The sequence below is a fragment of the Streptomyces sp. NPDC021749 genome (genome assembly GCF_040640655.1).
Classification (GTDB): Bacteria; Actinomycetota; Actinomycetes; order Streptomycetales; family Streptomycetaceae; genus Streptomyces.
In genome coordinates this window covers 1-21,588 of record NZ_JBFACE010000060.1, presented here as the reverse complement: position 1 = coordinate 21,588, position 21,588 = coordinate 1, and the positions used below count along the sequence as shown (strand labels likewise).

At 69.8% G+C, this 21,588-nt stretch carries 21 protein-coding genes; all 21 read left to right on the top strand.

The genetic code is table 11. From position 1 onward, the window contains the following. The first annotated feature begins 291 nt into the window (after positions 1-291). The 21 genes from thrB to AB0G35_RS34540 all read left to right on the top strand — a co-directional run bounded on the left by thrB (position 292) and on the right by AB0G35_RS34540 (position 21,387). Positions 292-1,209, top strand: coding sequence for a homoserine kinase (gene thrB, locus AB0G35_RS34640; protein WP_360957938.1), 918 nt, complete (start codon positions 292-294; stop codon positions 1,207-1,209). Between the two features lie 360 nt (positions 1,210-1,569). Beyond that, the gene (rho, locus tag AB0G35_RS34635) at positions 1,570-3,606 is read left to right on the top strand and encodes a transcription termination factor Rho (protein ID WP_360957936.1); all 2,037 of its coding nucleotides are present in this window, start codon (positions 1,570-1,572) and stop codon (positions 3,604-3,606) included. Between the two features lie 425 nt (positions 3,607-4,031). Further along, positions 4,032-5,159, top strand: a complete 1,128-nt coding sequence (locus AB0G35_RS34630) for an LCP family protein (protein WP_360957933.1) — start codon at positions 4,032-4,034, stop codon at positions 5,157-5,159. Between the two features lie 174 nt (positions 5,160-5,333). Beyond that, positions 5,334-5,558, top strand: coding sequence for a 50S ribosomal protein L31 (rpmE, locus tag AB0G35_RS34625; protein ID WP_030414149.1), 225 nt, complete (start codon positions 5,334-5,336; stop codon positions 5,556-5,558). A 120-nt stretch (positions 5,559-5,678) separates the two neighbouring features. Next, entirely contained in the window at positions 5,679-6,758 is a 1,080-nt protein-coding gene (gene prfA, locus AB0G35_RS34620; protein WP_360957931.1) for a peptide chain release factor 1, read from the top strand. 36 nt (positions 6,759-6,794) lie between these two features. Next, positions 6,795-7,640 (top strand): peptide chain release factor N(5)-glutamine methyltransferase, encoded by an 846-nt coding sequence (prmC, locus tag AB0G35_RS34615; RefSeq protein WP_360957928.1) that lies wholly within the window; start codon positions 6,795-6,797, stop codon positions 7,638-7,640. A gap of 52 nt (positions 7,641-7,692) precedes the next feature. Then, a complete protein-coding gene (locus tag AB0G35_RS34610) occupies positions 7,693-8,340 on the top strand; it encodes an L-threonylcarbamoyladenylate synthase (RefSeq protein WP_360957925.1) in 648 nt (215 codons plus the stop codon). Then, complete coding sequence (locus AB0G35_RS34605) at positions 8,340-9,020, top strand: protein-tyrosine-phosphatase (RefSeq protein WP_360957922.1); 681 nt, start codon at positions 8,340-8,342, stop codon at positions 9,018-9,020. The genes AB0G35_RS34610 and AB0G35_RS34605 overlap by 1 nt, the downstream gene beginning before the upstream one ends. Positions 9,021-9,149: 129 nt before the next feature. Continuing rightward, positions 9,150-10,541, top strand: a complete 1,392-nt coding sequence (locus tag AB0G35_RS34600) for a serine hydroxymethyltransferase (protein ID WP_360957919.1) — start codon at positions 9,150-9,152, stop codon at positions 10,539-10,541. A gap of 99 nt (positions 10,542-10,640) precedes the next feature. Beyond that, positions 10,641-11,972, top strand: a complete 1,332-nt coding sequence (locus AB0G35_RS34595) for an MraY family glycosyltransferase (protein WP_360957961.1) — start codon at positions 10,641-10,643, stop codon at positions 11,970-11,972. A 287-nt stretch (positions 11,973-12,259) separates the two neighbouring features. Further along, the gene (locus tag AB0G35_RS34590) at positions 12,260-12,697 is read left to right on the top strand and encodes a hypothetical protein (protein ID WP_360957917.1); all 438 of its coding nucleotides are present in this window, start codon (positions 12,260-12,262) and stop codon (positions 12,695-12,697) included. 279 nt (positions 12,698-12,976) lie between these two features. Further along, entirely contained in the window at positions 12,977-13,771 is a 795-nt protein-coding gene (gene atpB, locus AB0G35_RS34585; RefSeq protein WP_360957958.1) for a F0F1 ATP synthase subunit A, read from the top strand. Between the two features lie 76 nt (positions 13,772-13,847). After that, on the top strand, positions 13,848-14,099 hold the full coding sequence (gene atpE / locus AB0G35_RS34580; protein WP_030414140.1) for an ATP synthase F0 subunit C: 252 nt from the start codon (positions 13,848-13,850) through the stop codon (positions 14,097-14,099). A 38-nt stretch (positions 14,100-14,137) separates the two neighbouring features. Next, the gene (locus AB0G35_RS34575; protein ID WP_360957914.1) at positions 14,138-14,704 is read left to right on the top strand and encodes a F0F1 ATP synthase subunit B; all 567 of its coding nucleotides are present in this window, start codon (positions 14,138-14,140) and stop codon (positions 14,702-14,704) included. Then, the gene (locus AB0G35_RS34570) at positions 14,701-15,516 is read left to right on the top strand and encodes a F0F1 ATP synthase subunit delta (protein WP_360957911.1); all 816 of its coding nucleotides are present in this window, start codon (positions 14,701-14,703) and stop codon (positions 15,514-15,516) included. The genes AB0G35_RS34575 and AB0G35_RS34570 overlap by 4 nt, the downstream gene beginning before the upstream one ends. Positions 15,517-15,727: 211 nt before the next feature. Beyond that, entirely contained in the window at positions 15,728-17,320 is a 1,593-nt protein-coding gene (gene atpA / locus AB0G35_RS34565) for a F0F1 ATP synthase subunit alpha (protein ID WP_360957908.1), read from the top strand. A gap of 20 nt (positions 17,321-17,340) precedes the next feature. Then, on the top strand, positions 17,341-18,261 hold the full coding sequence (locus AB0G35_RS34560) for a F0F1 ATP synthase subunit gamma (RefSeq protein WP_360957906.1): 921 nt from the start codon (positions 17,341-17,343) through the stop codon (positions 18,259-18,261). A 5-nt stretch (positions 18,262-18,266) separates the two neighbouring features. After that, the gene (gene atpD / locus AB0G35_RS34555) at positions 18,267-19,709 is read left to right on the top strand and encodes a F0F1 ATP synthase subunit beta (RefSeq protein ID WP_360957904.1); all 1,443 of its coding nucleotides are present in this window, start codon (positions 18,267-18,269) and stop codon (positions 19,707-19,709) included. Between the two features lie 108 nt (positions 19,710-19,817). Next, positions 19,818-20,201, top strand: a complete 384-nt coding sequence (locus AB0G35_RS34550; protein WP_030414134.1) for a F0F1 ATP synthase subunit epsilon — start codon at positions 19,818-19,820, stop codon at positions 20,199-20,201. A gap of 166 nt (positions 20,202-20,367) precedes the next feature. After that, the gene (locus AB0G35_RS34545; protein ID WP_030414133.1) at positions 20,368-20,811 is read left to right on the top strand and encodes a DUF2550 domain-containing protein; all 444 of its coding nucleotides are present in this window, start codon (positions 20,368-20,370) and stop codon (positions 20,809-20,811) included. A gap of 192 nt (positions 20,812-21,003) precedes the next feature. Then, a complete protein-coding gene (locus tag AB0G35_RS34540) occupies positions 21,004-21,387 on the top strand; it encodes a VOC family protein (protein ID WP_360957956.1) in 384 nt (127 codons plus the stop codon). Positions 21,388-21,588: the final 201 nt, after the last annotated feature.

Sequence of the window (21,588 nt, the reverse complement as noted above, 5' to 3'; positions counted from 1 at the left end):
GCCGCCGTCCGGTCACCGACCCCGCACAGCAAACTGTGCAAAGACTGCAAAGCCCGAGGATGCAGCCATCGGGGCACGGGAAGGCGCGCGACACGCATCGTGCGCCTCCTGTGCGCCCTATGTCGCGACAGAACCTTCCTTCGATAGGCTGGCAGCCAACTCCCCTCCCCACGGCATAACGCAGTGGTGTTCAGGGCAGGTCAGAACAGACCCCACGAGCCGGCCGGGCACCTCGGTGCCGCGGCGCTCCGGGTCAGTACCGCAGCATCAATCAAGGAGAGTCATCGAGCGATGGCCGGTCCCGCGTTCCGCGCCGCCGCCGTCCGGGTGCGCACCCCCGCTACCAGCGCCAATCTCGGTCCCGGCTTCGATGCCCTGGGTCTTTCCCTGGGCCTGTACGACGATGTCGTGGTGCGCGTCGCCGACTCCGGGCTGCATATCGACATCGCAGGTGAGGGCGCCGACACCCTGCCGCGCGACGAGAGCCACCTGCTCGTCCGGTCGATGCGTGCCGCCTTCGAGCTGCTCGGCGGACAGCCGCGCGGCCTGGAAATCGTCTGCGCCAACCGCATCCCGCACGGCCGCGGCCTGGGCTCCTCGTCGGCCGCCATCTGCGCCGGCATCGTCGCCGCCCGCGCCGTGACGATAGGCGGCGAGCAGAAGCTCGACGACACCGCGTTGCTGGAACTGGCCACCGAGATCGAGGGCCACCCCGACAACGTCGCCGCCTGCCTGCTCGGCGGCTTCACGCTCGCCTGGATGGACAACGGCACCGCACGGGCGATCCGGATGGATCCCGCCGATTCCATCGTTCCGGTGGTCTTCGTGCCCGGGAAGCCGGTGCTCACCGAGACCGCCCGCGGACTGCTGCCGCGCACCGTCCCGCACGTGGACGCCGCGGCCAACGCCGGTCGCGCCGCACTGCTCGTCGAGGCCCTGACCAGGCGCCCCGAGCTGCTGCTCGCCGCGACGGAGGACCGACTTCACCAGGAGTACCGTGCCCCGGCGATGCCGGAAAGCGTGGCCCTGGTGAACCGACTGCGCGCGGACGGCGTCCCCGCAGTCGTGTCCGGGGCGGGCCCGACGGTGCTCGCGCTGGTCGAGGACGCGGCGGCCGAGAAGGTCGCGGCACTGGCGGGTGAGGGGTGGGCGGCGAACCGGCTGACCCTCGACGCGGCGGGGACCGGTGTCCTGCCGCTCGCCGGGTGATCGACGATTGCCGGTCTTTGAGAGGGGGAATGTTTGTTGGATCCGGTAGTGTTAACCTCAAGTGAGTACGAGCCGCCGCTGTGGCGCTGTGCTTCGTGTCCCCCATCGGGACCACCTTTCTTCCGGGAGCCTCCCCAACTGCTAGCAGTTGCCTGAAGCAGTAGCGAGCATGCTCCGGAATCGGCGTGACGACATGAGTGACTGTGCATCTCATCGCGCCGGAATCATGAACTGATCTCTCCGCCACTTCCGGCGGGACCACCGCCCCGGCCCGGTCCGCGAGACCTGAGGACCCAGCCGGACAGCACAACCGGTCGCCGAGCCAGACAGGCCGACGCCCGCTCCAGGGAAGGACCCTTCGTGAGCGACACCACCGATCTGATGGGCGCGCGCACCGATGGCAGTGCCACCACGCCCGCCACGGACGCTCCCGCCGCGCCTGCCACCACCCGGCGCCGCCGTTCCGGCACCGGCCTTGAGGGCATGGTCCTGGCCGAGCTGCAGCAGGTGGCCTCCGGCCTCGGTATCAAGGGCACCGCGCGGATGCGCAAGAGCCAGCTGATCGAGGTCATCAAGGAGCGCCAGGCCGGAGGCTCGGGCACGGCCGCCAAGGCCGACGCGTCCACCGAGACCGAGGCCAAGCCCAAGCGCCGTACGACCTCCAAGGCCCGCACCGGCGAGGAGGCCGCCGAGCCGGCCGCCAAGGCCGACAAGACCGAGCGCGCCACCAAGGGCAAGGCGGACAAGGCCGGCGCCCAGCAGCAGATCGACATCCCCGGCCAGCCGGTCAGCGACGAGCAGCCGGCCGGTGACCGGCGCCGCCGCCGGGCCACCGCCGCCGCGGGCGCCCCCGAGCCGGCGGGCGACCTCAAGACCGACACCAAGGTCGAGGCGAAGACCGACACCAAGACGGAGGCGCGCACCGAGACCGCCGCCGCCCCGCAGGAGACCGGCGACGGCCGGCCCGCCAAGGGCGGCGAGCGCCAGGAGCGCGGCGACCGCCAGGACCGGGGCCAGAAGGGCGACCGCGGCGACCGCCGCCAGCGCGACCGCGGTGACCGCGGTGACCGCCGCAAGGGCGACGCCGGCGACGGTGGCCAGGGCGGGCAGCGCCAGGGCCGTGACCGGGACCGCCGGGACGACGACGATGACTTCGAGGGCGGCCGGCGCGGCCGTCGCGGCCGCTACCGCGACCGCCGGGGCCGCCGCGGTGGCCGCGAGGACTTCGGCAACGAGCCGCAGATCGCCGAGGACGACGTCCTGATCCCGGTCGCGGGCATCCTGGACATCCTCGACAACTACGCGTTCATCCGGACCTCCGGCTACCTCCCTGGTCCGAACGACGTCTACGTCTCGCTCGCCCAGGTCCGCAAGAACGGCCTGCGCAAGGGCGACCACGTCACCGGCGCGGTCCGGCAGCCCAAGGACGGCGAGCGGCGCGAGAAGTTCAACGCGCTGGTCCGGCTCGACACCGTCAACAGCATGGCGCCCGAACAGGGCCGTGGGCGGCCGGACTTCGGCAAGCTGACGCCCCTTTACCCGCAGGAGCGGCTGCGCCTGGAGGGCGAGTCCGGTGCGCTGACGACCCGGATCATCGACCTGGTCGCGCCGATCGGCAAGGGCCAGCGAGGCCTGATCGTCTCGCCGCCGAAGGCCGGCAAGACCATGATCATGCAGGCCATCGCCAACGCGATCACCCGCAACAACCCCGAGTGCCACCTGATGGTCGTCCTCGTCGACGAGCGTCCTGAAGAGGTCACCGACATGCAGCGGTCGGTCAAGGGCGAGGTCATCTCCTCGACCTTCGACCGCCCGGCCGAGGACCACACCACCGTCGCCGAGCTCGCCATCGAGCGCGCCAAGCGGCTGGTGGAGCTGGGCCACGACGTCGTCGTCCTGCTGGACTCGATCACCCGTCTGGGCCGTGCGTACAACCTCTCGGCGCCGGCTTCGGGCCGCATCCTGTCCGGTGGTGTCGACTCCACCGCCCTCTACCCGCCGAAGAAGTTCTTCGGTGCGGCGCGCAACATCGAGGACGGCGGCTCGCTGACCATCCTGGCCACCGCGCTGGTCGAGACCGGCTCGCGGATGGACGAGGTGATCTTCGAGGAGTTCAAGGGCACCGGCAACATGGAGCTCAAGCTCGACCGGAAGCTCGCCGACAAGCGCATCTTCCCGGCGGTGGACGTGGACGCGTCCGGCACCCGTAAGGAAGAGATCCTGATGGGCAGCGACGAGCTGGCCATCGTCTGGAAGCTCCGCCGGGTGCTGCACGCCCTGGACCAGCAGCAGGCCATCGAGCTGCTGCTGGACAAGATGAAGCAGACGAAGTCCAACGCGGAGTTCCTGCTGCAGATCCAGAAGACGACGCCGACCGCGGGCAACGGCAACGACTGACGCCCCCGGAGCGCTCCGGCGCCGTCCGCACCGCCCCCCTCGCCCTTACGGGTGAGGGGGGCGTCGTGCTGCGTGGCCCGTACGGCGGCCCGTAGCGGCGTCCCGGGGCCCGGCCGCGCGGCCGGTGATCTGTGACCTGCGCCGCGCGCGGGGAGCCGGCGAAGTGCCCGATCTGAGACGTTCCGCACAGATCGCCGCCGGACGCAACGTTCCGGCCAGGACGGAAACCGGGACGAAAGGCCAGGTGAGGACGGCGGAGCCGGCGCACGGCCGGACGCGGTCCGCCGGGATTCCTAAGAATCCGCTCATCACTTGCTGTGCAACCCTTCCCGTCGACCTCCCGTCTGACAAGGCGCAACGCGCCGTGACAGCGAGCAGCACGGTGGCGGCGAGGGGTAGCGACGCGAACAAGGACTGAGGAGCAGATGGCGGACAGCAGCGGGACCGTGAAGACGGCCGAAAGCCGTGCCCGCGGCATACGTGCCACGGGCCGCCGGCGCAAGGGGCCGACCCGGCGCCGCCGGGTACTCACCATCACGCTGTGCGCGCTGGTCAGCGTCGTACTGCTCGGTGGTGCCGGACTCGGCTACGTCTACTTCAAGCTCAACGGCAATCTGAAGGGCGTCGACATCAACGCCGCCCTCGGCCACGACCGGCCCCAGAACGTCGACGACGGCTCGATGGACATCCTCGTGATGGGCTCCGACTCGCGGGCCGGCAAGAACGGCGAGTACGGCAAGGACGAGGGCGGCGCGCGGTCGGACACCGCGATGGTCGTGCACGTCTTCAAGGGCCACAAGAAGGCCAGCGTCGTCAGCATCCCCCGGGACACCCTGATCAGCCGGCCCGACTGCACCACCAAGGACGGCAAGGACATCCCCGGTGAGCGGCGGGCGATGTTCAACACCGCCTTCGAGGTCGGCGGCCCGGCGTGCGCCGTCAAGACCGTCGAGTCGATCAGCGGGATCCGGATGGACCACTTCATCGAGGTCGACTTCACCGGCTTCAAGAAGCTCATCGACGCGCTGGGCGGCGTGGACATCACCACCACCAAGGCGATCGACGACCGCAACAGCCATCTGCACCTGCGGCCCGGCCACCACACCCTCGACGGCGAGCAGTCGCTCGGCCTGGTCCGCACCCGGCACGGCGTGCCCGGCGGCGACGGCAGCGACCTGGGCCGCATCCAGCTTCAGCAGACGTTCCTCAAGGCCCTGATGAACCAGGTCAAGAACGTCGGCGTGCTGACCAGCCCCACCAAGCTCTACGACATCGCCGACACGGCCACCAAGGCCGTCACCACCGACACCGACCTGAACTCGGTCAGTGAACTGACCGGCCTGGCCAAGAGCCTGGGCTCCATCGGGTCGGAGAACATCGACATGGTGACGCTGCCGGTGACGTACGACACCGCCAACCCCGACCGCGTCGTACCGCTGACCCAAAAGGGCAAGCAGGTCTGGGACGCGCTGCGCAACGACCGGGACATCCCGAAGTCCGCGATCAAGGGCTCGGCCGGTGACCAGGGCGGCACGGGCAAGTACGTGAAGTAGCCGGAGGCCACGGTTCCGGTGCCCGCGCGGCACCGGAACCGGGCGGGGAATAGCTGCGGACGAACCCCGGTTTTGGGAGATACGGCTAGTCCTGGCAGACTGGACCGTCGGCCCCGGTTCACGTGACGCAACCCGCGACACGACCCGGTGCACTCCCGAACCTAGGAGAATCCCTTGAAGCGCGACATCCACCCGGAGTACGTCGAGACCCAGGTCAGCTGCACCTGTGGCGCGTCCTTCACCACCCGTAGCACCGTTGCCGGCGGCAGCATCCGTGCCGACATCTGCTCCGAGTGCCACCCGTTCTACACCGGTAAGCAGAAGATCCTGGACACGGGCGGTCGTGTGGCCCGCTTCGAGGCCCGCTTCGGCAAGAACGCCGGGTCCGCCAAGAAGTAGCGACCCACAAGGCGCCGGTCTCCGGTCGCCCCTGTCCAGGGGTGGCCGGACCGGCGCCTTTTTTGGCGGGGGACGCCCCCCGGGTAGAGACAGTCAGCCAGCCAGCAGAGGAACCCCACGATGTTCGAGGCGGTCGAAGAACTGATCGGTGAGCACGCCGATCTCGAAAAGCGGCTGGCCGACCCCGCGGTCCACGCCGACCAGCGCGAAGCCATGCGGCTCAACAAGCGCTATGCCGAGCTGACCCCGATCATCGCGACGTACCGCGAGTGGAAGCAGACCGGCGAGGACATCGAGACCGCGCGCGAACTGGCCGCGGACGACCCGGACTTCGCCGACGAGGTCAAGGAGCTCGACGCCCGCCGCGAGGAGCTGACCGAGAAGCTGCGGCTGCTGCTCGTCCCGCGCGACCCCAGCGACGACAAGGACGTCATCCTGGAGGTCAAGGCCGGCGAGGGCGGCGAGGAGTCCGCGCTGTTCGCCGGCGACCTGCTGCGGATGTACCTGCGCTACGCCGAGCGGGTCGGCTGGAAGACCGAGATCCTCGACGCCAACGAGTCCGACCTCGGCGGCTACAAGGACGTCCAGGTCGCCGTGAAGACCAAGGGCGGCAACGGCGCGACCGAGCCCGGCCAGGGCGTCTGGGCGCGGCTGAAGTACGAGGGCGGGGTGCACCGCGTCCAGCGCGTGCCCGCCACCGAGTCGCAGGGCCGCATCCACACCTCCGCGGCCGGTGTGCTGGTCACGCCCGAGGCCGAGGAGGTCGAGGTCGAGATCCTGGCCAACGACCTGCGGATCGACGTCTACCGCTCGTCCGGGCCCGGCGGCCAGTCCGTCAACACCACCGACTCCGCGGTGCGCATCACCCACCTGCCCACCGGCATCGTCGTCTCCTGCCAGAACGAGAAGAGCCAGCTCCAGAACAAGGAGCAGGCGATGCGCATCCTGCGCTCGCGGCTGCTGGCCGCCGCCCAGGAGGAGGCCGAGCGCGAGGCCTCGGACGCCCGGCGCAGCCAGGTCCGCACGGTCGACCGCTCCGAGCGCATCCGCACGTACAACTTCCCCGAAAACCGCATTTCGGACCACCGCGTCGGCTTCAAGGCGTACAACTTGGACCAGGTGCTCGACGGCGAGCTCGACCCGGTCATCCAGGCGTGCGTCGACGCCGATTCGGCCGCCAAGCTCGCCGCCGCCCAGTAAGCCCGCTCGACCCGTCCGCACGGCTGGAGGACCCCCGTGAACCTGCTGCTCGCCGAGGTGGCCCAGGCCACCCAGCGGCTGGCCGACGCCGGCGTGCCCTCACCCCGCTTCGACGCCGAGGAGCTCGCCGCGCACGTGCACGGCGTCAAGCGGAGCCAGCTGCACACGGTCCCCGACGCGGACTTCGACGCCCGCTACTGGGAGGCCGTCGCCCGCCGCGAGGCCCGTGAGCCGCTCCAGCACATCACCGGCCGGGCCTTCTTCCGCTACCTCGAACTCCACGTCGGGCCAGGGGTGTTCGTGCCCCGGCCGGAGACCGAATCGGTGGTCGGCTGGGCGATAGACGCCGTACGGGCCATGGACGTCGTCGAGCCGCTCATCGTCGACCTGTGCACCGGCTCCGGGGCGATCGCACTCGCCCTGGCGCAGGAGGTGCCGCGCTCCCGGGTGCACGCCGTGGAGCTGTCCGAGGAGGCCCTGGCGTACGCCCGCAAGAACGTCGAGGGGTCCCGCGTCGTTCTCCATCACGGCGACGCGCTGACCGCGCTTCCCGAGCTGGACGGCCAGGTCGACCTGGTCGTCTCCAACCCGCCGTACATCCCGCTGACCGAGTGGGAGTACGTCGCACCCGAGGCACGCGACCACGACCCCGAGCTCGCGCTGTTCTCGGGCCAGGACGGCCTGGACACCATCCGCGGCATCGAGCGGACCGCACACCGCCTGCTGCGGCCCGGCGGCGTGGTCGTCATCGAGCACGCGGACACCCAGGGCGGGCAGGTGCCGTGGATCTTCACCGAGGAGCGGGGCTGGGCCGACGCGGCCGACCACCCCGACCTCAACAACAGGCCCCGTTTCGCCACCGCGCGCCGGGCGATGCCATGACGCCCACCGCCTTGATGAACCCCCCAACCGTTCGGCACCAGGAGGACCGCTAATGGCACGGCGATACGACTGCAGCGACGCGACCGACCGCGCGACCGGTCTGCGTGAGGCCGCCTCGGCCGTCCGCCGCGGTGAGCTGGTCGTGCTGCCGACCGACACCGTCTACGGCATCGGCGCGGACGCCTTCAGCGCGGAGGCCGTCGGCGACCTGCTGGAGGCCAAGGGCCGCGGCCGCGGCATGCCCTCCCCGGTCCTCGTCGGCTCGCCCAACACCCTGCACGGCCTGGTCACCGACTTCTCGGAGCTGGCCTGGGAGCTCGTCGACGCCTTCTGGCCCGGCGCGCTCACCCTCGTCGCCCGGCACCAGCCGTCGCTGACCTGGGACCTCGGCGAGACCCGCGGCACGGTCGCGGTCCGCATGCCGCTGCACCCGGTCGCGATCGAGCTGCTGACCGACGTCGGTCCGATGGCCGTCTCCAGCGCCAACCTCACCGGCCACCCCTCCCCGCAGGACTGCGACGCCGCCCAGCAGATGCTGGGCGACGCGGTCTCCGTCTACCTCGACGGCGGCCCGACGCCCGCCGCCGTGCCGTCCTCGATCGTCGACGTCACCGGCAAGGTCCCGGTGCTGCTGCGCGAGGGCGCGCTCAGCGCCGACGAGCTGCGCAAGGTGGTACCCGAGCTCAAGGTGGCCAATTGATGGCGCCCCTGGGGCGTGGCATAGCGGGACCAGGCGACGACACCGACCCCCCGGTACCCTCTCCGCCCCTTTTCCGGATCCTCCACGTCAGCACCGGCAACGTCTGCCGCTCGCCCATCACCGAGCGGCTGCACCGCCATGCCCTGGAGCGGCGGCTCGGCGGTGCCCACTGCGGCGGGCTGATCGTGGAGAGCGCCGGCACCTGGGGCCACGAGGGCGCCCCGATGGAGGCGCACGCGGCCACGGTGCTGACCGACTACGGCGCGGACCCGGCCGGCTTCATCGGCCGGGAACTCCTCGACGAGCACGTCATCCGCGCCGACCTGGTCCTGACCGCGACCCGCGACCACCGCGCGCAGGTCATCTCGATGGGCCACTCCGCGGGGCTGCGCACCTTCACCCTCAAGGAGTTCAACCGGCTGGTGCGGGCCATAGACCCCGCCACGCTGCCCGACCCGGACCCGGACCTGCCGGACGGCGGGCTCGTCGAGCGGGCCCGGGCGCTGGTCGGCGCGGCCGCCGCGCTGCGCGGCTGGCTGCTCGCGCCCAACCCGGAGTCCGACGAGGTCTACGACCCCTACGGCGCTCCCATCACCTTCTTCCGCTCCATCGGCGACGAGATCAACCAGGCCCTCGACCCGGTCGTCACCGCCCTCACCGGGGTCCCCGCGCGGGCCTGACCCGGCGCCGCGCCGGCGGCCGGCGGCGGGCCGGCGGGCCGGCCGCGCCCCGGGCGGCCCGCACACCGCGCCCGATCCGGCCCCCGCGCCTACATTGGGACTACGTCCCGACGAGGCCCGGAGCACGCCATGCCCGCCACCACCGCGTCACCCCGCAGCGAGACCCCGGCCGAGCGCACCCCGGCCGCCGAGACCGGCGGCCAGGCCGCCGCCGACGGCGCCGACGTCACGCTCCAGGACCGGGCCCGGGCCGCCGCCCGCGAGGGGGTCACCCACCCCGCCGGGGCGCCGGACTTCGGCGCGCTGCTGCGGCAGGACCCGGAGATCGCCGGCGTCCTGCTCGGCGAGAGCGCCCGGCAGAGCGACGGGCTGCAGCTCATCGCCGCCGAGAACTTCACCTCACCGGCCGTCCTCGCGGCCCTCGGCTCCCCTCTGGGCAACAAATACGCCGAGGGATACCCGGGCGCGCGGCACCACGGCGGCTGCGAGATCGTCGACCTCGCCGAGCGGATCGCCGTGGAGCGCGCCAAGGCCCTTTTCGGCGCCGAACACGCCAACGTCCAGGCCCATTCCGGGTCTTCGGCCGTTCTGGCCGCCTACGCCGCCCTGCTGCGCCCCGGAGACACCGTCCTGGCCATGTCCCTGCCGCACGGCGGACACCTCACCCACGGATCGCCCGCCAACTTCTCCGGCCGCTGGTTCGACTTCGCCGGCTACGGCGTCGACGAGGAGACCGGACTGCTGGACTACGACGCGATCCGCGCGCTGGCCCGGGCCCGCCGCCCCAAGGCGATCGTCTGCGGCTCGATCTCCTACCCCCGGCACCTCGACTACGCCGCCTTCCGCGACATCGCCGACGAGACCGGCGCGTACCTGATCGCGGACGTCGCGCACCCGATGGGCCTGATCGCCGGGGGAGTGGCGCCGAGCCCCGTGCCGTACGCGCACGTGGTGTGCGGCACCACCCACAAGGTGCTGCGCGGGCCGCGCGGCGGGATGCTGCTGTGCGGCGCCAGACTGGCCGAGCGGATCGACCGGGCGGTGTTCCCCTTCACCCAAGGGGGCGCCCAGATGAACGCGGTCGCCGCCAAGGCCGTCGCCTTCGCGGAGGCCGCCACCCCGGCCTTCGGCGCCTACGTCCGTCAGGTCGTCGCCAATGCCCGGGCGCTCGCCGCTGCGCTCGCCGAGCAGGGGCTGACGATCACCACCGGGGGCACCGACACCCATCTGATCACCGCCGACCCGACGCCGCTGGGCCTGGACGCCCGGACCGCCCGGGGCCGGCTGGCGGCCGCCGGGATCGTGCTGGACACCTGCGCACTGCCCGGTGCGCAAGGTGCCGCGGCCCGCCGGACCGGGCTGCGGCTGGGCACCGCCGCGATCACCACCCAGGGGATGACCGAGGCGGAGATGACGCAGGTCGCGGCGCTGATCGCGGCGGCGCTGCGGGAGGACGGCACGGCCCGCCGGGAGACCGTCGCTTTGGTCCACCGCTTTCCGCCTTATCCCGAACCCGGATGACGGCCGGAACCGCGCGCTGACACCAGGCGTCTTCTCCTGTATTCACGGCCAGGGGGCGGACCCGCATAGGGTGTGGGGCTGTGATGGCCAGCTATACCTCTGGGGCAGCCCGTGCGTGAATACCTGCTGACGCTGTGCGTCACGGCCGCGGTCACCTATCTCCTGACCGGGCCGGTGCGGAAGTTCGCGATCGCGGCCGGCGCGATGCCGGAGATCCGCGCGCGTGATGTGCACCGCGAGCCGACACCGCGGCTCGGCGGCATCGCCATGTTCGGCGGGCTGTGCGCCGGCCTGCTGGTCGCCTCGCACCTGACCAACCTCAAGAGCGTCTTCGAGAACTCCGACGAGCCGCGCGCGCTGCTGTCGGGCGCCGCGCTGATCTGGATCCTCGGCGTGCTCGACGACAAGTGGGGCGTGGACGCGCTGGTCAAGCTGGGCGGCCAGATGATCGCCGCGGGCGTCATGGTGCTGCAGGGCCTGACGATCCTGTGGATCCCGATCCCCGGCGTCGGCACGGTCTCGCTCACGCCGATGCAGGGCACGCTGCTGACCGTCGCACTGGTCGTGATCACCATCAACGCGGTGAACTTCGTCGACGGCCTGGACGGGCTGGCCTCCGGCATGGTGTGCATCGCCGCCGCGGCGTTCTTCATGTACGCGTACCGGATGTGGTTCGGCTACGGCATCGAGGCCGCCGCGCCCGCAACGCTGTTCTCGGTCGTCCTGATGGGCATGTGCCTGGGCTTCCTGCCGCACAACATGCACCCGGCGCGGATCTTCATGGGCGATTCCGGGTCGATGCTGATCGGTCTGGTGATGGCCGCCGGCGCGGTGTCGGTGACCGGCCAGGTCGACCCGGACCTGCTCAACCAGAAGGCGGGCGGTCTGCGTGAGGCCACCCACGCGATGGTGCCGGTCTACATCCCGCTGCTGCTGCCGCTGACCGTCATCGCGGTGCCGGTCGCCGACCTGATCCTGGCCATCGTCCGGCGCACCTGGAAGGGGCAGTCGCCGTTCGCCGCCGACCGCGGGCACCTGCACCACCGGCTGCTGGAAATCGGCCATTCGCACAGCCGCGCTGTGCTGATCATGTACTTCTGGTCGGCGCTGATCGCGTTCGGCGCGGTGGCCTACTCGGCGAACAACGCCAGCATGTGGATCGTGCTGGGCATCGTGCTGCTCAGCGCGGTGGGTCTGGTGCTGCTCCTGCTGCCGCGCTTCACGCCGCGGGCGCCGCGCTGGGCGGAGCGGATGGTGCCGCCGCGCTACCGCAGGGTGGTCCGTACGGTGCTGGCGCCGGAGGGTGACGGGGCGGCCGACGGGGTGCCGGCGGAGGAGCCGGAGCCGGTTCCGGCGGGGATCAACGGGGCCACCGCGATCGGCGACCGGTCACGTTTCGTGGACCGGCGGAAGGCGGGCAGTCACCGCTGATCCCGGGTGGGGATCGCTCGAACGGGCACCGGAAATCGGGACGGTTGACTCCATACCAGACAAAAAACCGGCTGTCAGTGCACCAACGCGCAGGTTCACGCTCAAGTGTGACAGGGTCCACACGAACCAGGTAAAGACCTCATCAAATAGTTTGTGATACCGTTCACGAAACCCGGCGACAGAGCCGAAGGACCGTAGTGCGACGGTCCTCCGGCCTCAGGTTCCGCCTCAGGCCGGGTCTACGCTCGTCCCTGACGACAGCCCCCACCCCATGCCGGAGCGCCGCCATGCAGTCGAATGACGCCCGACTACTCCTCCACGCCGTTGTGCCCACGCTCGCCCTCGGCGTCATCGCCGTTGCCGTGAGCGCGGTGGTCGCCGGCGCGAAGGGAGCGATCGGCGCCGTCGTCGGCACCCTGCTGGTGATGCTCGTCATGGGCGCGGGCCTGCTGGTCCTGCAGAAAACCGCGAAGAACCTGCCGCAGCTGTTCCAGATGATGGGCCTGCTGCTTTACACGACGCAGATCCTGTTCGTGCTGCTCTTCCTGCTCGCGTTCAAGGACACAACGCTGTTCGACACCAAGGCATTTGCGTTCACCTTGCTCGGCGCCACCCTCGTATGGATCGCGGCGCAGACCCGCGGTCATATGAAGGCAAAGACTCTGTACGTGGATCCCGACTCCGCCCCGGAGAAGAAGGCGGAGACGGCGGGGTCGCCGACGTGACACGTAGGGCCGAGATAAATGCCCTCATGCGGGCCTGCTATCGTCCGGTGCCAACTGCGGCACAGTTGGCGCAGGCGGCTGAGCTCCCGAGTCCTGCGGGACGGAACGGGAAGTTCTCGCGGCCGATGCCTGCGATACGGCCCGGCCCAGGGCCGGCCAGCCGCCCCCTAATCCGTAAGACCAGTCCAGTGCCGCTCCGTGGCTCAACGCCGCGCCGACACAACGAGGTTGCCGTACCCATGCGCCACGCTGAAGGAGCTCGCGGTGAGTGCTGAAACGATGCTCGCCTTCGAGACCGACTGCCACATCTTTTCCGGGTGCGGCTTTGATGCTCCCGGCCTTCATAACTTCGTCTTCAAGCCGCTCTTCACGATCGGCGGCTACGAGTTCAACAAGCCGATGCTGCTGGCGCTGCTCAGCACGGTCGTCGTTGTCGGCTTCTTCTGGGCCGCATTCGGCAAGGCGAAGGTGGTCCCCGGAAAGCTGCAGATGATCGGCGAGGCGGGCTACGACTTCGTGCGCCGTGGACTCGTCTATGACGCGCTCGGGAAGAAGGAGGGCGACAAATACGTCCCCTTCATGGTCTCGCTGTTCTTCTTCGTGTGGATCATGAACCTGTGGTCGATCATCCCGGTCGCCGCCTTCCCGGTCACGTCGGTCATCGCCTTCCCCGTGGGCCTCGCGGCGATCGTCTACATCCTGTGGGTCTTCCTGACCTTCAAGAAGCACGGTTTCGTCGGCGCCCTGAAGAACATCACCGGCTATGACAAGTCGCTCGGCTGGGTGCTGCCGCTGATCGTCGTCATCGAGTTCCTCTCGAACATGATCATCCGGCCGTTCACGCACGCGGTCCGGCTCTTCGCGAACATGTTCGCGGGCCACCTGCTGATCCTGATGTTCACCATCGCCAGCTGGTACCTGCTGAACGGCATCGGCATCGTCTACGCCGGCGCCTCGTTCCTCATGACCCTCGCGATGACGGCCTTCGAGCTCTTCATCCAGGCCGTCCAGGCGTACGTCTTCGTGCTCCTGGCCTGCAACTACGTTCAGGGCGCGCTCGCCGAGCACCACTGAGCACCCTGCCTCCCAGCCCAACAGCTGTCCGGTGGCCAACCCCCACCGGTACGTGAAATGAGAAGGAAGTAACGGCATGTCCGCTGCTCTCGAGACCGTCAACCTCGCCTCCGCGACCGCCTTCACCGGCAGCGCCAGCGCGATCGGCTACGGCCTTGCGGCCATCGGCCCCGGCGTCGGCGTCGGCATCATCTTCGGTAACGGCACCCAGGCCCTGGCCCGCCAGCCCGAGGCCGCCGGCCTGATCCGCACCAACCAGATCATGGGTTTCGCCTTCTGTGAGGCGCTCGCCCTCATCGGCATCGTCATGGGCTTCGTTTTCAAGTAAACGAAACCCCCGACACCCATTAGACGGAAGGCACTGATGTGAACGCCCTGGTCACCATGGCGGCGGAGGTTCCCGAGAACCCCCTGATCCCGCCGATTCCAGAGCTGGTCATCGGCCTGATCGCTTTCTTCATCGTCTTCGGCATCCTCGCCAAGAAGCTCCTCCCGAACATCAACAACGTTCTGGACGAGCGCCGGAAGCTGATCGAAGGCCGGATGGACGACGCCGAAGCGCTTCACGCCGAGGCCCAGCAGGTGCTCGCGGACTACCGGGCACAGCTGGCCGACGCCCGCCACGAGGCCGCGCGTCTGCGCCAGGAGGCGCAGGAGCAGGGCGCGACTCTCATCGCGGAGATGCGCGCCGAGGGCCAGCGGCAGCGTGAGGAGATCATCGCTGCCGGTCACGCCCAGATCGAGGCGGACCGCAAGCAGGCCGCGCAGGCGCTGCGCCAGGACGTGGGCAAGCTCGCCACCGACCTGGCCGGCAAGCTCGTCGGCGAGTCCCTTGAGGACCACGCCCGGCAGAGCCGGACCATCGACCGCTTCCTCGACGAGATCGAGGCCAAGGCGGCGTCGGACGCGACGAAGGCTGAGGCCGGCCGATGAACGGAGCGAGCCGCGAGGCACTCGCCTCCGCACGCGAGCAGCTCGACGCGCTGACGGACAATCCTTCCGTCGACGCCGCGAAGCTCGCCGAGGAGCTGGCTGCCGTCACCGCTCTGCTCGACCGCGAGGTGTCGCTGCGTCGGGTCCTCACCGACCCGGCGCAGGGTGGCGAGGCCCGTGCCGAACTGGCCGGACGGCTGTTCGGCAGCCGGATCGGCGGCCCGGCCGCCGACCTGGTGTCCGGCATGGTCCGCGCCCGCTGGTCGCGCTCGCGTGACCTGGCGGACGCGCTGGAGGAGCTGGCCTACAGCGCCGACCTCGTCGCCGCCCAGCGGGCCGGTGCCCTCGACGACGTCGAGGACGAGCTGTTCCGGTTCGGCCGGATCGTCGGCGCCAACCCCGAGCTGCGCCGTGCGCTGACCGACCGGAACGCGGCGGTGTCGGCCAAGACGGAGCTGCTGCGTTCGCTGCTGGGCGGCCGGGCCGACCAGGTCACCGAGCGCGTCGTGATCCGTCTTGTCGTACAGCCGCGGGGCCGTAGCCTGGAAGCGGGGCTCGACGCCCTCTCCAAGCTGGCGGCGCACCGCCGGGACCGGATGGTCGCGGTGGTCACCTCCGCGGTGCCCCTCAGCGAAGGACAGCGGGAGCGGCTGAGCGCCTCCCTGGCCGCGCTGTACGGACGGCAGATCCACCTGAACCTCGACGTGGACCCCGAGGTCCTCGGCGGTGTCCAGGTACGGATCGGCGACGAGGTCATCAACGGGACCATCGCGGAGCGCCTCGACGAGGCGACCCGGCGGATGGCCGGCTGACCCAGCCACCAACTCAAGAGCTGCACAACCGGCGGCCAGGCGCCGGACCAGCCGGCCGGACCGAGAGGTCCGGCTGTGGTCCGGAAGAAGCCCCGGGGACCAGCACAAGCATGACGGCGGCCCGAGTTGGGCCGTAAGCGGAAAGCCCCTGGGGGACACCCCCAGACCCCGCAAGTAACTTCGGGCCCAACAAGGAGAGCAGGGAACCCAGATGGCGGAGCTCACGATCCGGCCGGAGGAGATCCGGGACGCGCTGGAGAACTTCGTCCAGGCGTACAAGCCGGACGCGGCCTCGCGCGAGGAGGTCGGCACGGTTAGCGATGCCGGAGACGGCATCGCACACGTCGAGGGACTCCCCTCGACGATGGCGAACGAGCTGCTGAAGTTCGAGGACGGCACGCTCGGTCTTGCGCTGAACCTGGAAGAGCGCGAGATCGGTGCGGTCATCCTCGGTGAGTTCAGCGGCATCGAGCAGGGCCAGTCGGTGCAGCGCACCGGCGAGGTGCTCTCGGTCGCCGTGGGCGAGGGCTACCTCGGCCGCGTCGTCGACCCGCTGGGCAACCCGATCGACGGCCTCGGCGAGATCGAGACCGACGGCCGCCGCGCCCTTGAGCTGCAGGCCCCTGGCGTCATGGTCCGCAAGTCGGTGCACGAGCCGATGGAGACCGGCTACAAGGCCGTCGACTCGATGGTCCCGATCGGCCGCGGCCAGCGTCAGCTGATCATCGGTGACCGCCAGACCGGCAAGACCGCCCTGGCCGTCGACACGATCATCAACCAGCGCGACAACTGGCGCTCGGGCGACCCGAAGAAGCAGGTCCGCTGCATCTACGTCGCCATCGGCCAGAAGGGCTCCACCATCGCGTCCGTGCGCGGCGCGCTGGAGGAGGCCGGCGCCCTGGAGTACACCACCATCGTCGCCGCCCCGGCGTCCGACCCGGCGGGCTTCAAGTACCTCGCGCCCTACACCGGCTCGGCCATCGGCCAGCACTGGATGTACCAGGGCAAGCACGTCCTGATCATCTTCGACGACCTTTCGAAGCAGGCCGACGCCTACCGCGCCGTGTCCCTGCTCCTGCGCCGTCCGCCGGGCCGTGAGGCCTACCCGGGCGACGTCTTCTACCTGCACTCGCGTCTGCTGGAGCGCTGCGCCAAGCTCTCCGACGACATGGGCGCCGGCTCGATGACCGGTCTCCCGATCGTCGAGACCAAGGCGAACGACGTGTCGGCGTTCATCCCGACCAACGTCATCTCCATCACCGACGGCCAGTGCTTCCTGGAGTCGGACCTGTTCAACGCCAACCAGCGTCCGGCGCTGAACGTCGGTATCTCCGTCTCCCGCGTCGGTGGTTCCGCCCAGCACAAGGCCATGCGCCAGGTCTCCGGCCGGCTCCGCGTGGACCTCGCCCAGTACCGCGAGCTGGAGGCGTTCGCCGCCTTCGGTTCCGACCTGGACGCGGCCTCCAAGGCGCAGCTGGAGCGCGGTAAGCGCATGACCGAGCTGCTCAAGCAGAGCCAGTACAACCCGTACCCGGTCGAGGACCAGGTCGTCTCCATCTGGTCCGGCACCAACGGCAAGATGGACGACGTCCCGGTCGAGGACATCCGCCGCTTCGAGCGCGAGCTCCTCGACTACCTGCACCGGGAGAAGAAGGACCTCCTGACCAGCATCCGCGAGGGCGCCAAGATGTCCGACGACACCATCGGGGCGATCTCCGAGGCCGTCGACGGCTTCAAGCGGCAGTTCGAGACCTCGGACGGCAAGCTGCTCGGCGAGGACACCACGGCCGGCACGAGCAAGTGACGACGGAAGGGACCTGATCCATGGGAGCCACGCTCCGGGTCTACAAGCGTCGCATCCGCTCCGTCACCGCGACCAAGAAGATCACCAAGGCGATGGAGATGATCGCCGCCTCGCGCGTCGTCAAGGCGCAGCGCCAGGTGGCGGCGTCGACGCCGTACGCGAGTGAACTGACCCGCGCGGTGACAGCGGTTGCCACCGGCTCGAACACCCAGCACCCGCTGACGACCGAGGCCGAGACCCCGGTCCGGGCCGCACTGCTGCTCATCACGAGCGACCGCGGTCTGGCCGGCGGTTACTCCTCCAACGTCATCAAGGCCGCGGAGCAGCTCACCGAGCGGCTCAAGGCCGAGGGCAAAGAGGTCGACGTCTACATCGTCGGGCGCAAGGGTGTGTCGTACTACGGCTTCCGCGAGCGCAAGGTCGTGGAGTCGTGGACCGGCTTCACCGACAGCCCGACGTACGCGGACGCCAAGGCGATCGCCGCACCGCTGATCGACGCCGTGCAGAAGGACACCGCCGAGGGCGGCGTGGACGAACTCCACATCGTCTTCACGGAGTTCGTCTCGATGATGACGCAGACGGCGCTCGACGACCGGCTGCTGCCGCTGTCCCTGGACAAGGCGGCCGCCGAGTCGGCGGAGTCGTCCAAGGGCGAGATCCTTCCGCTGTTCGATTTCGAGCCGTCGGCCGAGGACGTCCTCGACGCCCTGCTGCCGCGGTATGTCGAGTCGCGGATCTACAACGCGCTGCTGCAGGCCGCCGCCTCCAAGCACGCCGCCACCCGGCGCGCGATGAAGTCGGCGACCGACAACGCAGAAGAGCTCATCAAGTCGCTCTCGCGGCTTGCCAACGCGGCCCGCCAGGCCGAAATCACCCAGGAAATCAGCGAGATCGTCGGTGGCAGTGCCGCACTGGCCGACGCGACCGCGGGGAGTGACTGACAACTATGACCACCACTGTTGAGACGGCCGCGGCGACGGGCCGCGTCGCCCGTGTCATCGGCCCGGTCGTCGACGTGGAGTTCCCCGTCGACGCGATGCCGGACATCTACAACGCGCTGACCGTCGAGGTCGCGGACCCGGCCGAGGCCGGTGCCAAGAAGACCCTGACCCTTGAGGTCGCCCAGCACCTGGGCGAGGGCCTGGTCCGTGCGATCTCCATGCAGCCCACCGACGGCCTGGTCCGCCAGGCCCCGGTCACCGACACCGGCAACGGCATCACCGTCCCGGTCGGTGACATCACCAAGGGTAAGGTGTTCAACACCCTCGGTGAGATCCTGAACAAGCCGGAGGCCGAGTCCGAGGTCACCGAGCGCTGGCCGATCCACCGCAAGGCCCCGTCCTTCGACCAGCTTGAGTCGAAGACCGAGATGTTCGAGACCGGCGTCAAGGTCATCGACCTGCTGACCCCGTACGTCAAGGGCGGCAAGATCGGTCTGTTCGGTGGTGCCGGTGTCGGCAAGACCGTTCTGATCCAGGAAATGATCTACCGCGTGGCCAACAACCACGACGGTGTGTCGGTGTTCGCCGGTGTCGGCGAGCGCACCCGTGAGGGCAACGACCTCATCGAGGAGATGAGCGACTCCGGCGTCATCGACAAGACCGCGCTGGTCTTCGGTCAGATGGACGAGCCGCCGGGCACCCGTCTCCGTGTCGCGCTGGCCGGTCTGACCATGGCGGAGTACTTCCGCGATGTGCAGAAGCAGGACGTGCTGTTCTTCATCGACAACATCTTCCGCTTCACCCAGGCCGGTTCCGAGGTGTCGACCCTGCTCGGCCGGATGCCCTCCGCGGTGGGTTACCAGCCGAACCTGGCCGACGAGATGGGCCTCCTCCAGGAGCGCATCACCTCGACCCGCGGTCACTCGATCACCTCGATGCAGGCGATCTACGTCCCCGCGGACGACCTGACCGACCCGGCGCCGGCGACGACCTTCGCGCACCTCGACGCGACGACGGTTCTGTCCCGTCCGATCTCGGAGAAGGGCATCTACCCGGCGGTCGACCCGCTGGACTCGACGTCCCGGATCCTGGACCCGCGCTACATCTCGCAGGACCACTACGACTGCGCCTCGCGCGTCAAGACGATCCTGCAGAAGTACAAGGACCTCCAGGACATCATCGCGATTCTGGGTATCGACGAGCTCGGCGAGGAGGACAAGCTCACCGTCCACCGCGCCCGTCGTATCGAGCGGTTCCTGTCGCAGAACACCCACGTGGCGAAGCAGTTCACCGGTGTGGACGGTTCGGACGTGCCGCTGGACGAGTCGATCGCCGCGTTCAACGCGATCGCGGACGGCGAGTACGACCACTTCCCCGAGCAGGCCTTCTTCATGTGCGGTGGTCTTGAGGACCTGAAGAACAACGCCAAGGAGCTGGGCGTCTCCTGACCCCCGTGCCGGTCCCGGGGGCGGCCCTGGCCGCCCCCGGCCCGTACGACCACTAGTATTTGACCCAACATCTGCCACACCAGGCAGGTGGAGACCCGAGGAGCCATCGTGGCTGAGCTGCACGTCGAGTTGGTCGCCGCCGACCGTCAGGTCTGGTCCGGCAAGGCCAGCCTGGTCGTCGCGCGCACCTCGTCGGGCGACATCGGCGTCATGCCCGGACACCAGCCGCTGCTCGGCGTGCTGCAGTCGGGCCCGGTGACGATTCGTACGACCGGCGAGAGCGGGGACGGCACCGTCGTCGCCGCTGTGCACGGCGGCTTCATCTCGTTCGCCGACAACAAGCTGTCCCTGCTCGCAGAGGTGGCCGAGCTGTCGGACGAGATCGATGTCCAGCGCGCGGAGCGGGCCCTGGAGCGAGCGAAGTCGGAGGCCGACGCGGCCGCCGAGCGTCGCGCCGATGTCCGGCTGCGTGCGGTGACGGGCGTTCACTGAGCCCCGTCACCGACGAGATCGATCCTCAGCCGCGGGCTGCCCGGAATTCTCCGGAGCGGCCCGCGGCTGAGGCAATGCAGGTGCGTTTCCTCCCACGCAAGCGGGAGGTACCCCCACCCCCGGGTTTCGCCCGGGGGCACCCAACGAGGCGAGGAGGTCGGTCGAGATGGTCCTCGCTCTGCTTGTGAGCGGCGCGGTCGTGGTGCTGGTGCTGCTGGGGCTGTTCGTCTTCGGACTGAGACGACGGCTGATCCAGCGGTCCGGCGGCACCTTCGACTGCAGCCTGCGCTGGAACGTGCCGGAGAACGAGCCCAGCGGCAAGGGCTGGATCTACGGTGTGGCGCGCTACAACGGCGACCGGATCGAGTGGTTCCGGGTCTTCTCGTACGCGCCCCGGCCCCGCCGCCTGCTGGAGCGCTCCGCCATCGAGGTGCTGGAGCGCCGTACCCCCCAGGGCGAGGAGGAACTCGCCCTGCTGTCCGACTCCATCGTGCTGGCCTGCCGGCACCGCGGCACCCGCCTGGAACTGGCGATGAGCGAGGACGCGCTCACGGGTTTCCTGGCGTGGCTGGAGGCCGCCCCGCCGGGGCAACGGGTCAATGTGGCGTAAATAAGGGGCCTCGTTGGATGCGGGCACCTCCCGGGCGAAGTCTGGGGGAGGGTGAACGTGGCCTGAGCGCGCGCGGGGCTCCGGGGCTCTCCGGGCGTGCATCGAAGGTGCTGCCGGAGGCTTGGGCTGTGTGCGCGAAGAATGAGCGCCACACGGTGGCGTTCGGCGTGAAGATCAGGAACGCTCGTGCGCATGGTCTCGGTATTGCAGAACGTGGCGATCGACTGCGCGGATGCCTACGAGCTGGCCCGCTTCTGGAGCGGTGTGACTGGCCGTCCGCTGCATCCGGAGGACAGGCCGGGGGCCCGGGAGACCCAGGTGCTGCTGGCGGAGGGCCTGATGCTGTACTTCAACCAGGTGCCCGAGACCAAGACGATCAAGAACCGGATCCATCTGTGTGTGCGCCCTGACACCTCGCGTGACCAGGAGGTGGACCGGCTGCTGGGCCTCGGTGCCACCTTTGTCGCCGATCACCGGAATCCCGATGGCTCAGGCTGGGCGATCCTCGCCGATCCCGAAGGCAACGAGTTCTGCGTTCTGCGCAGTGAGTCCGACCGAGCCGCCATGAACTCCTGACGCGCATGCGCCGTCCTGGCCGGTTTCGTACGACGGCTGGTCGCAGCCACTCGTGGGCGGCTGCGACGGGAGCGGTCGCTGGGTAGCGGACGGCGAGCTTCTCCCTTAGTACTGCAACCGCATGTGGTGTGTGTGGTCTCGGCGTTGGTAGTGGCAGTGGCGGGCTCGGGCTTGGCTGTGTCTGCGGAAGTGTGACCAGTG

Bases quoted from the DNA above. Each gene is read 5' to 3' on its own strand.
- thrB (WP_360957938.1), top strand. From the start codon at position 292: ATGGCCGGTCCCGCGTTCCGCGCCGCCGCCGTCCGGGTGCGCACCCCC.
- AB0G35_RS34540 (WP_360957956.1), top strand. From the start codon at position 21,004: ATGGTCTCGGTATTGCAGAACGTGGCGATCGACTGCGCGGATGCCTAC.
- atpB (WP_360957958.1), top strand. From the start codon at position 12,977: ATGCTCGCCTTCGAGACCGACTGCCACATCTTTTCCGGGTGCGGCTTT.
- AB0G35_RS34560 (WP_360957906.1), top strand. From the start codon at position 17,341: ATGGGAGCCACGCTCCGGGTCTACAAGCGTCGCATCCGCTCCGTCACC.
- atpA (WP_360957908.1), top strand. From the start codon at position 15,728: ATGGCGGAGCTCACGATCCGGCCGGAGGAGATCCGGGACGCGCTGGAG.
- AB0G35_RS34630 (WP_360957933.1), top strand. From the start codon at position 4,032: ATGGCGGACAGCAGCGGGACCGTGAAGACGGCCGAAAGCCGTGCCCGC.
- AB0G35_RS34600 (WP_360957919.1), top strand. From the start codon at position 9,150: ATGCCCGCCACCACCGCGTCACCCCGCAGCGAGACCCCGGCCGAGCGC.
- AB0G35_RS34545 (WP_030414133.1), top strand. From the start codon at position 20,368: ATGGTCCTCGCTCTGCTTGTGAGCGGCGCGGTCGTGGTGCTGGTGCTG.
- AB0G35_RS34605 (WP_360957922.1), top strand. From the start codon at position 8,340: ATGGCGCCCCTGGGGCGTGGCATAGCGGGACCAGGCGACGACACCGAC.
- AB0G35_RS34610 (WP_360957925.1), top strand. From the start codon at position 7,693: ATGGCACGGCGATACGACTGCAGCGACGCGACCGACCGCGCGACCGGT.
- atpD (WP_360957904.1), top strand. From the start codon at position 18,267: ATGACCACCACTGTTGAGACGGCCGCGGCGACGGGCCGCGTCGCCCGT.
- prfA (WP_360957931.1), top strand. From the start codon at position 5,679: ATGTTCGAGGCGGTCGAAGAACTGATCGGTGAGCACGCCGATCTCGAA.
- AB0G35_RS34590 (WP_360957917.1), top strand. From the start codon at position 12,260: ATGCAGTCGAATGACGCCCGACTACTCCTCCACGCCGTTGTGCCCACG.
- atpE (WP_030414140.1), top strand. From the start codon at position 13,848: ATGTCCGCTGCTCTCGAGACCGTCAACCTCGCCTCCGCGACCGCCTTC.
- AB0G35_RS34570 (WP_360957911.1), top strand. From the start codon at position 14,701: ATGAACGGAGCGAGCCGCGAGGCACTCGCCTCCGCACGCGAGCAGCTC.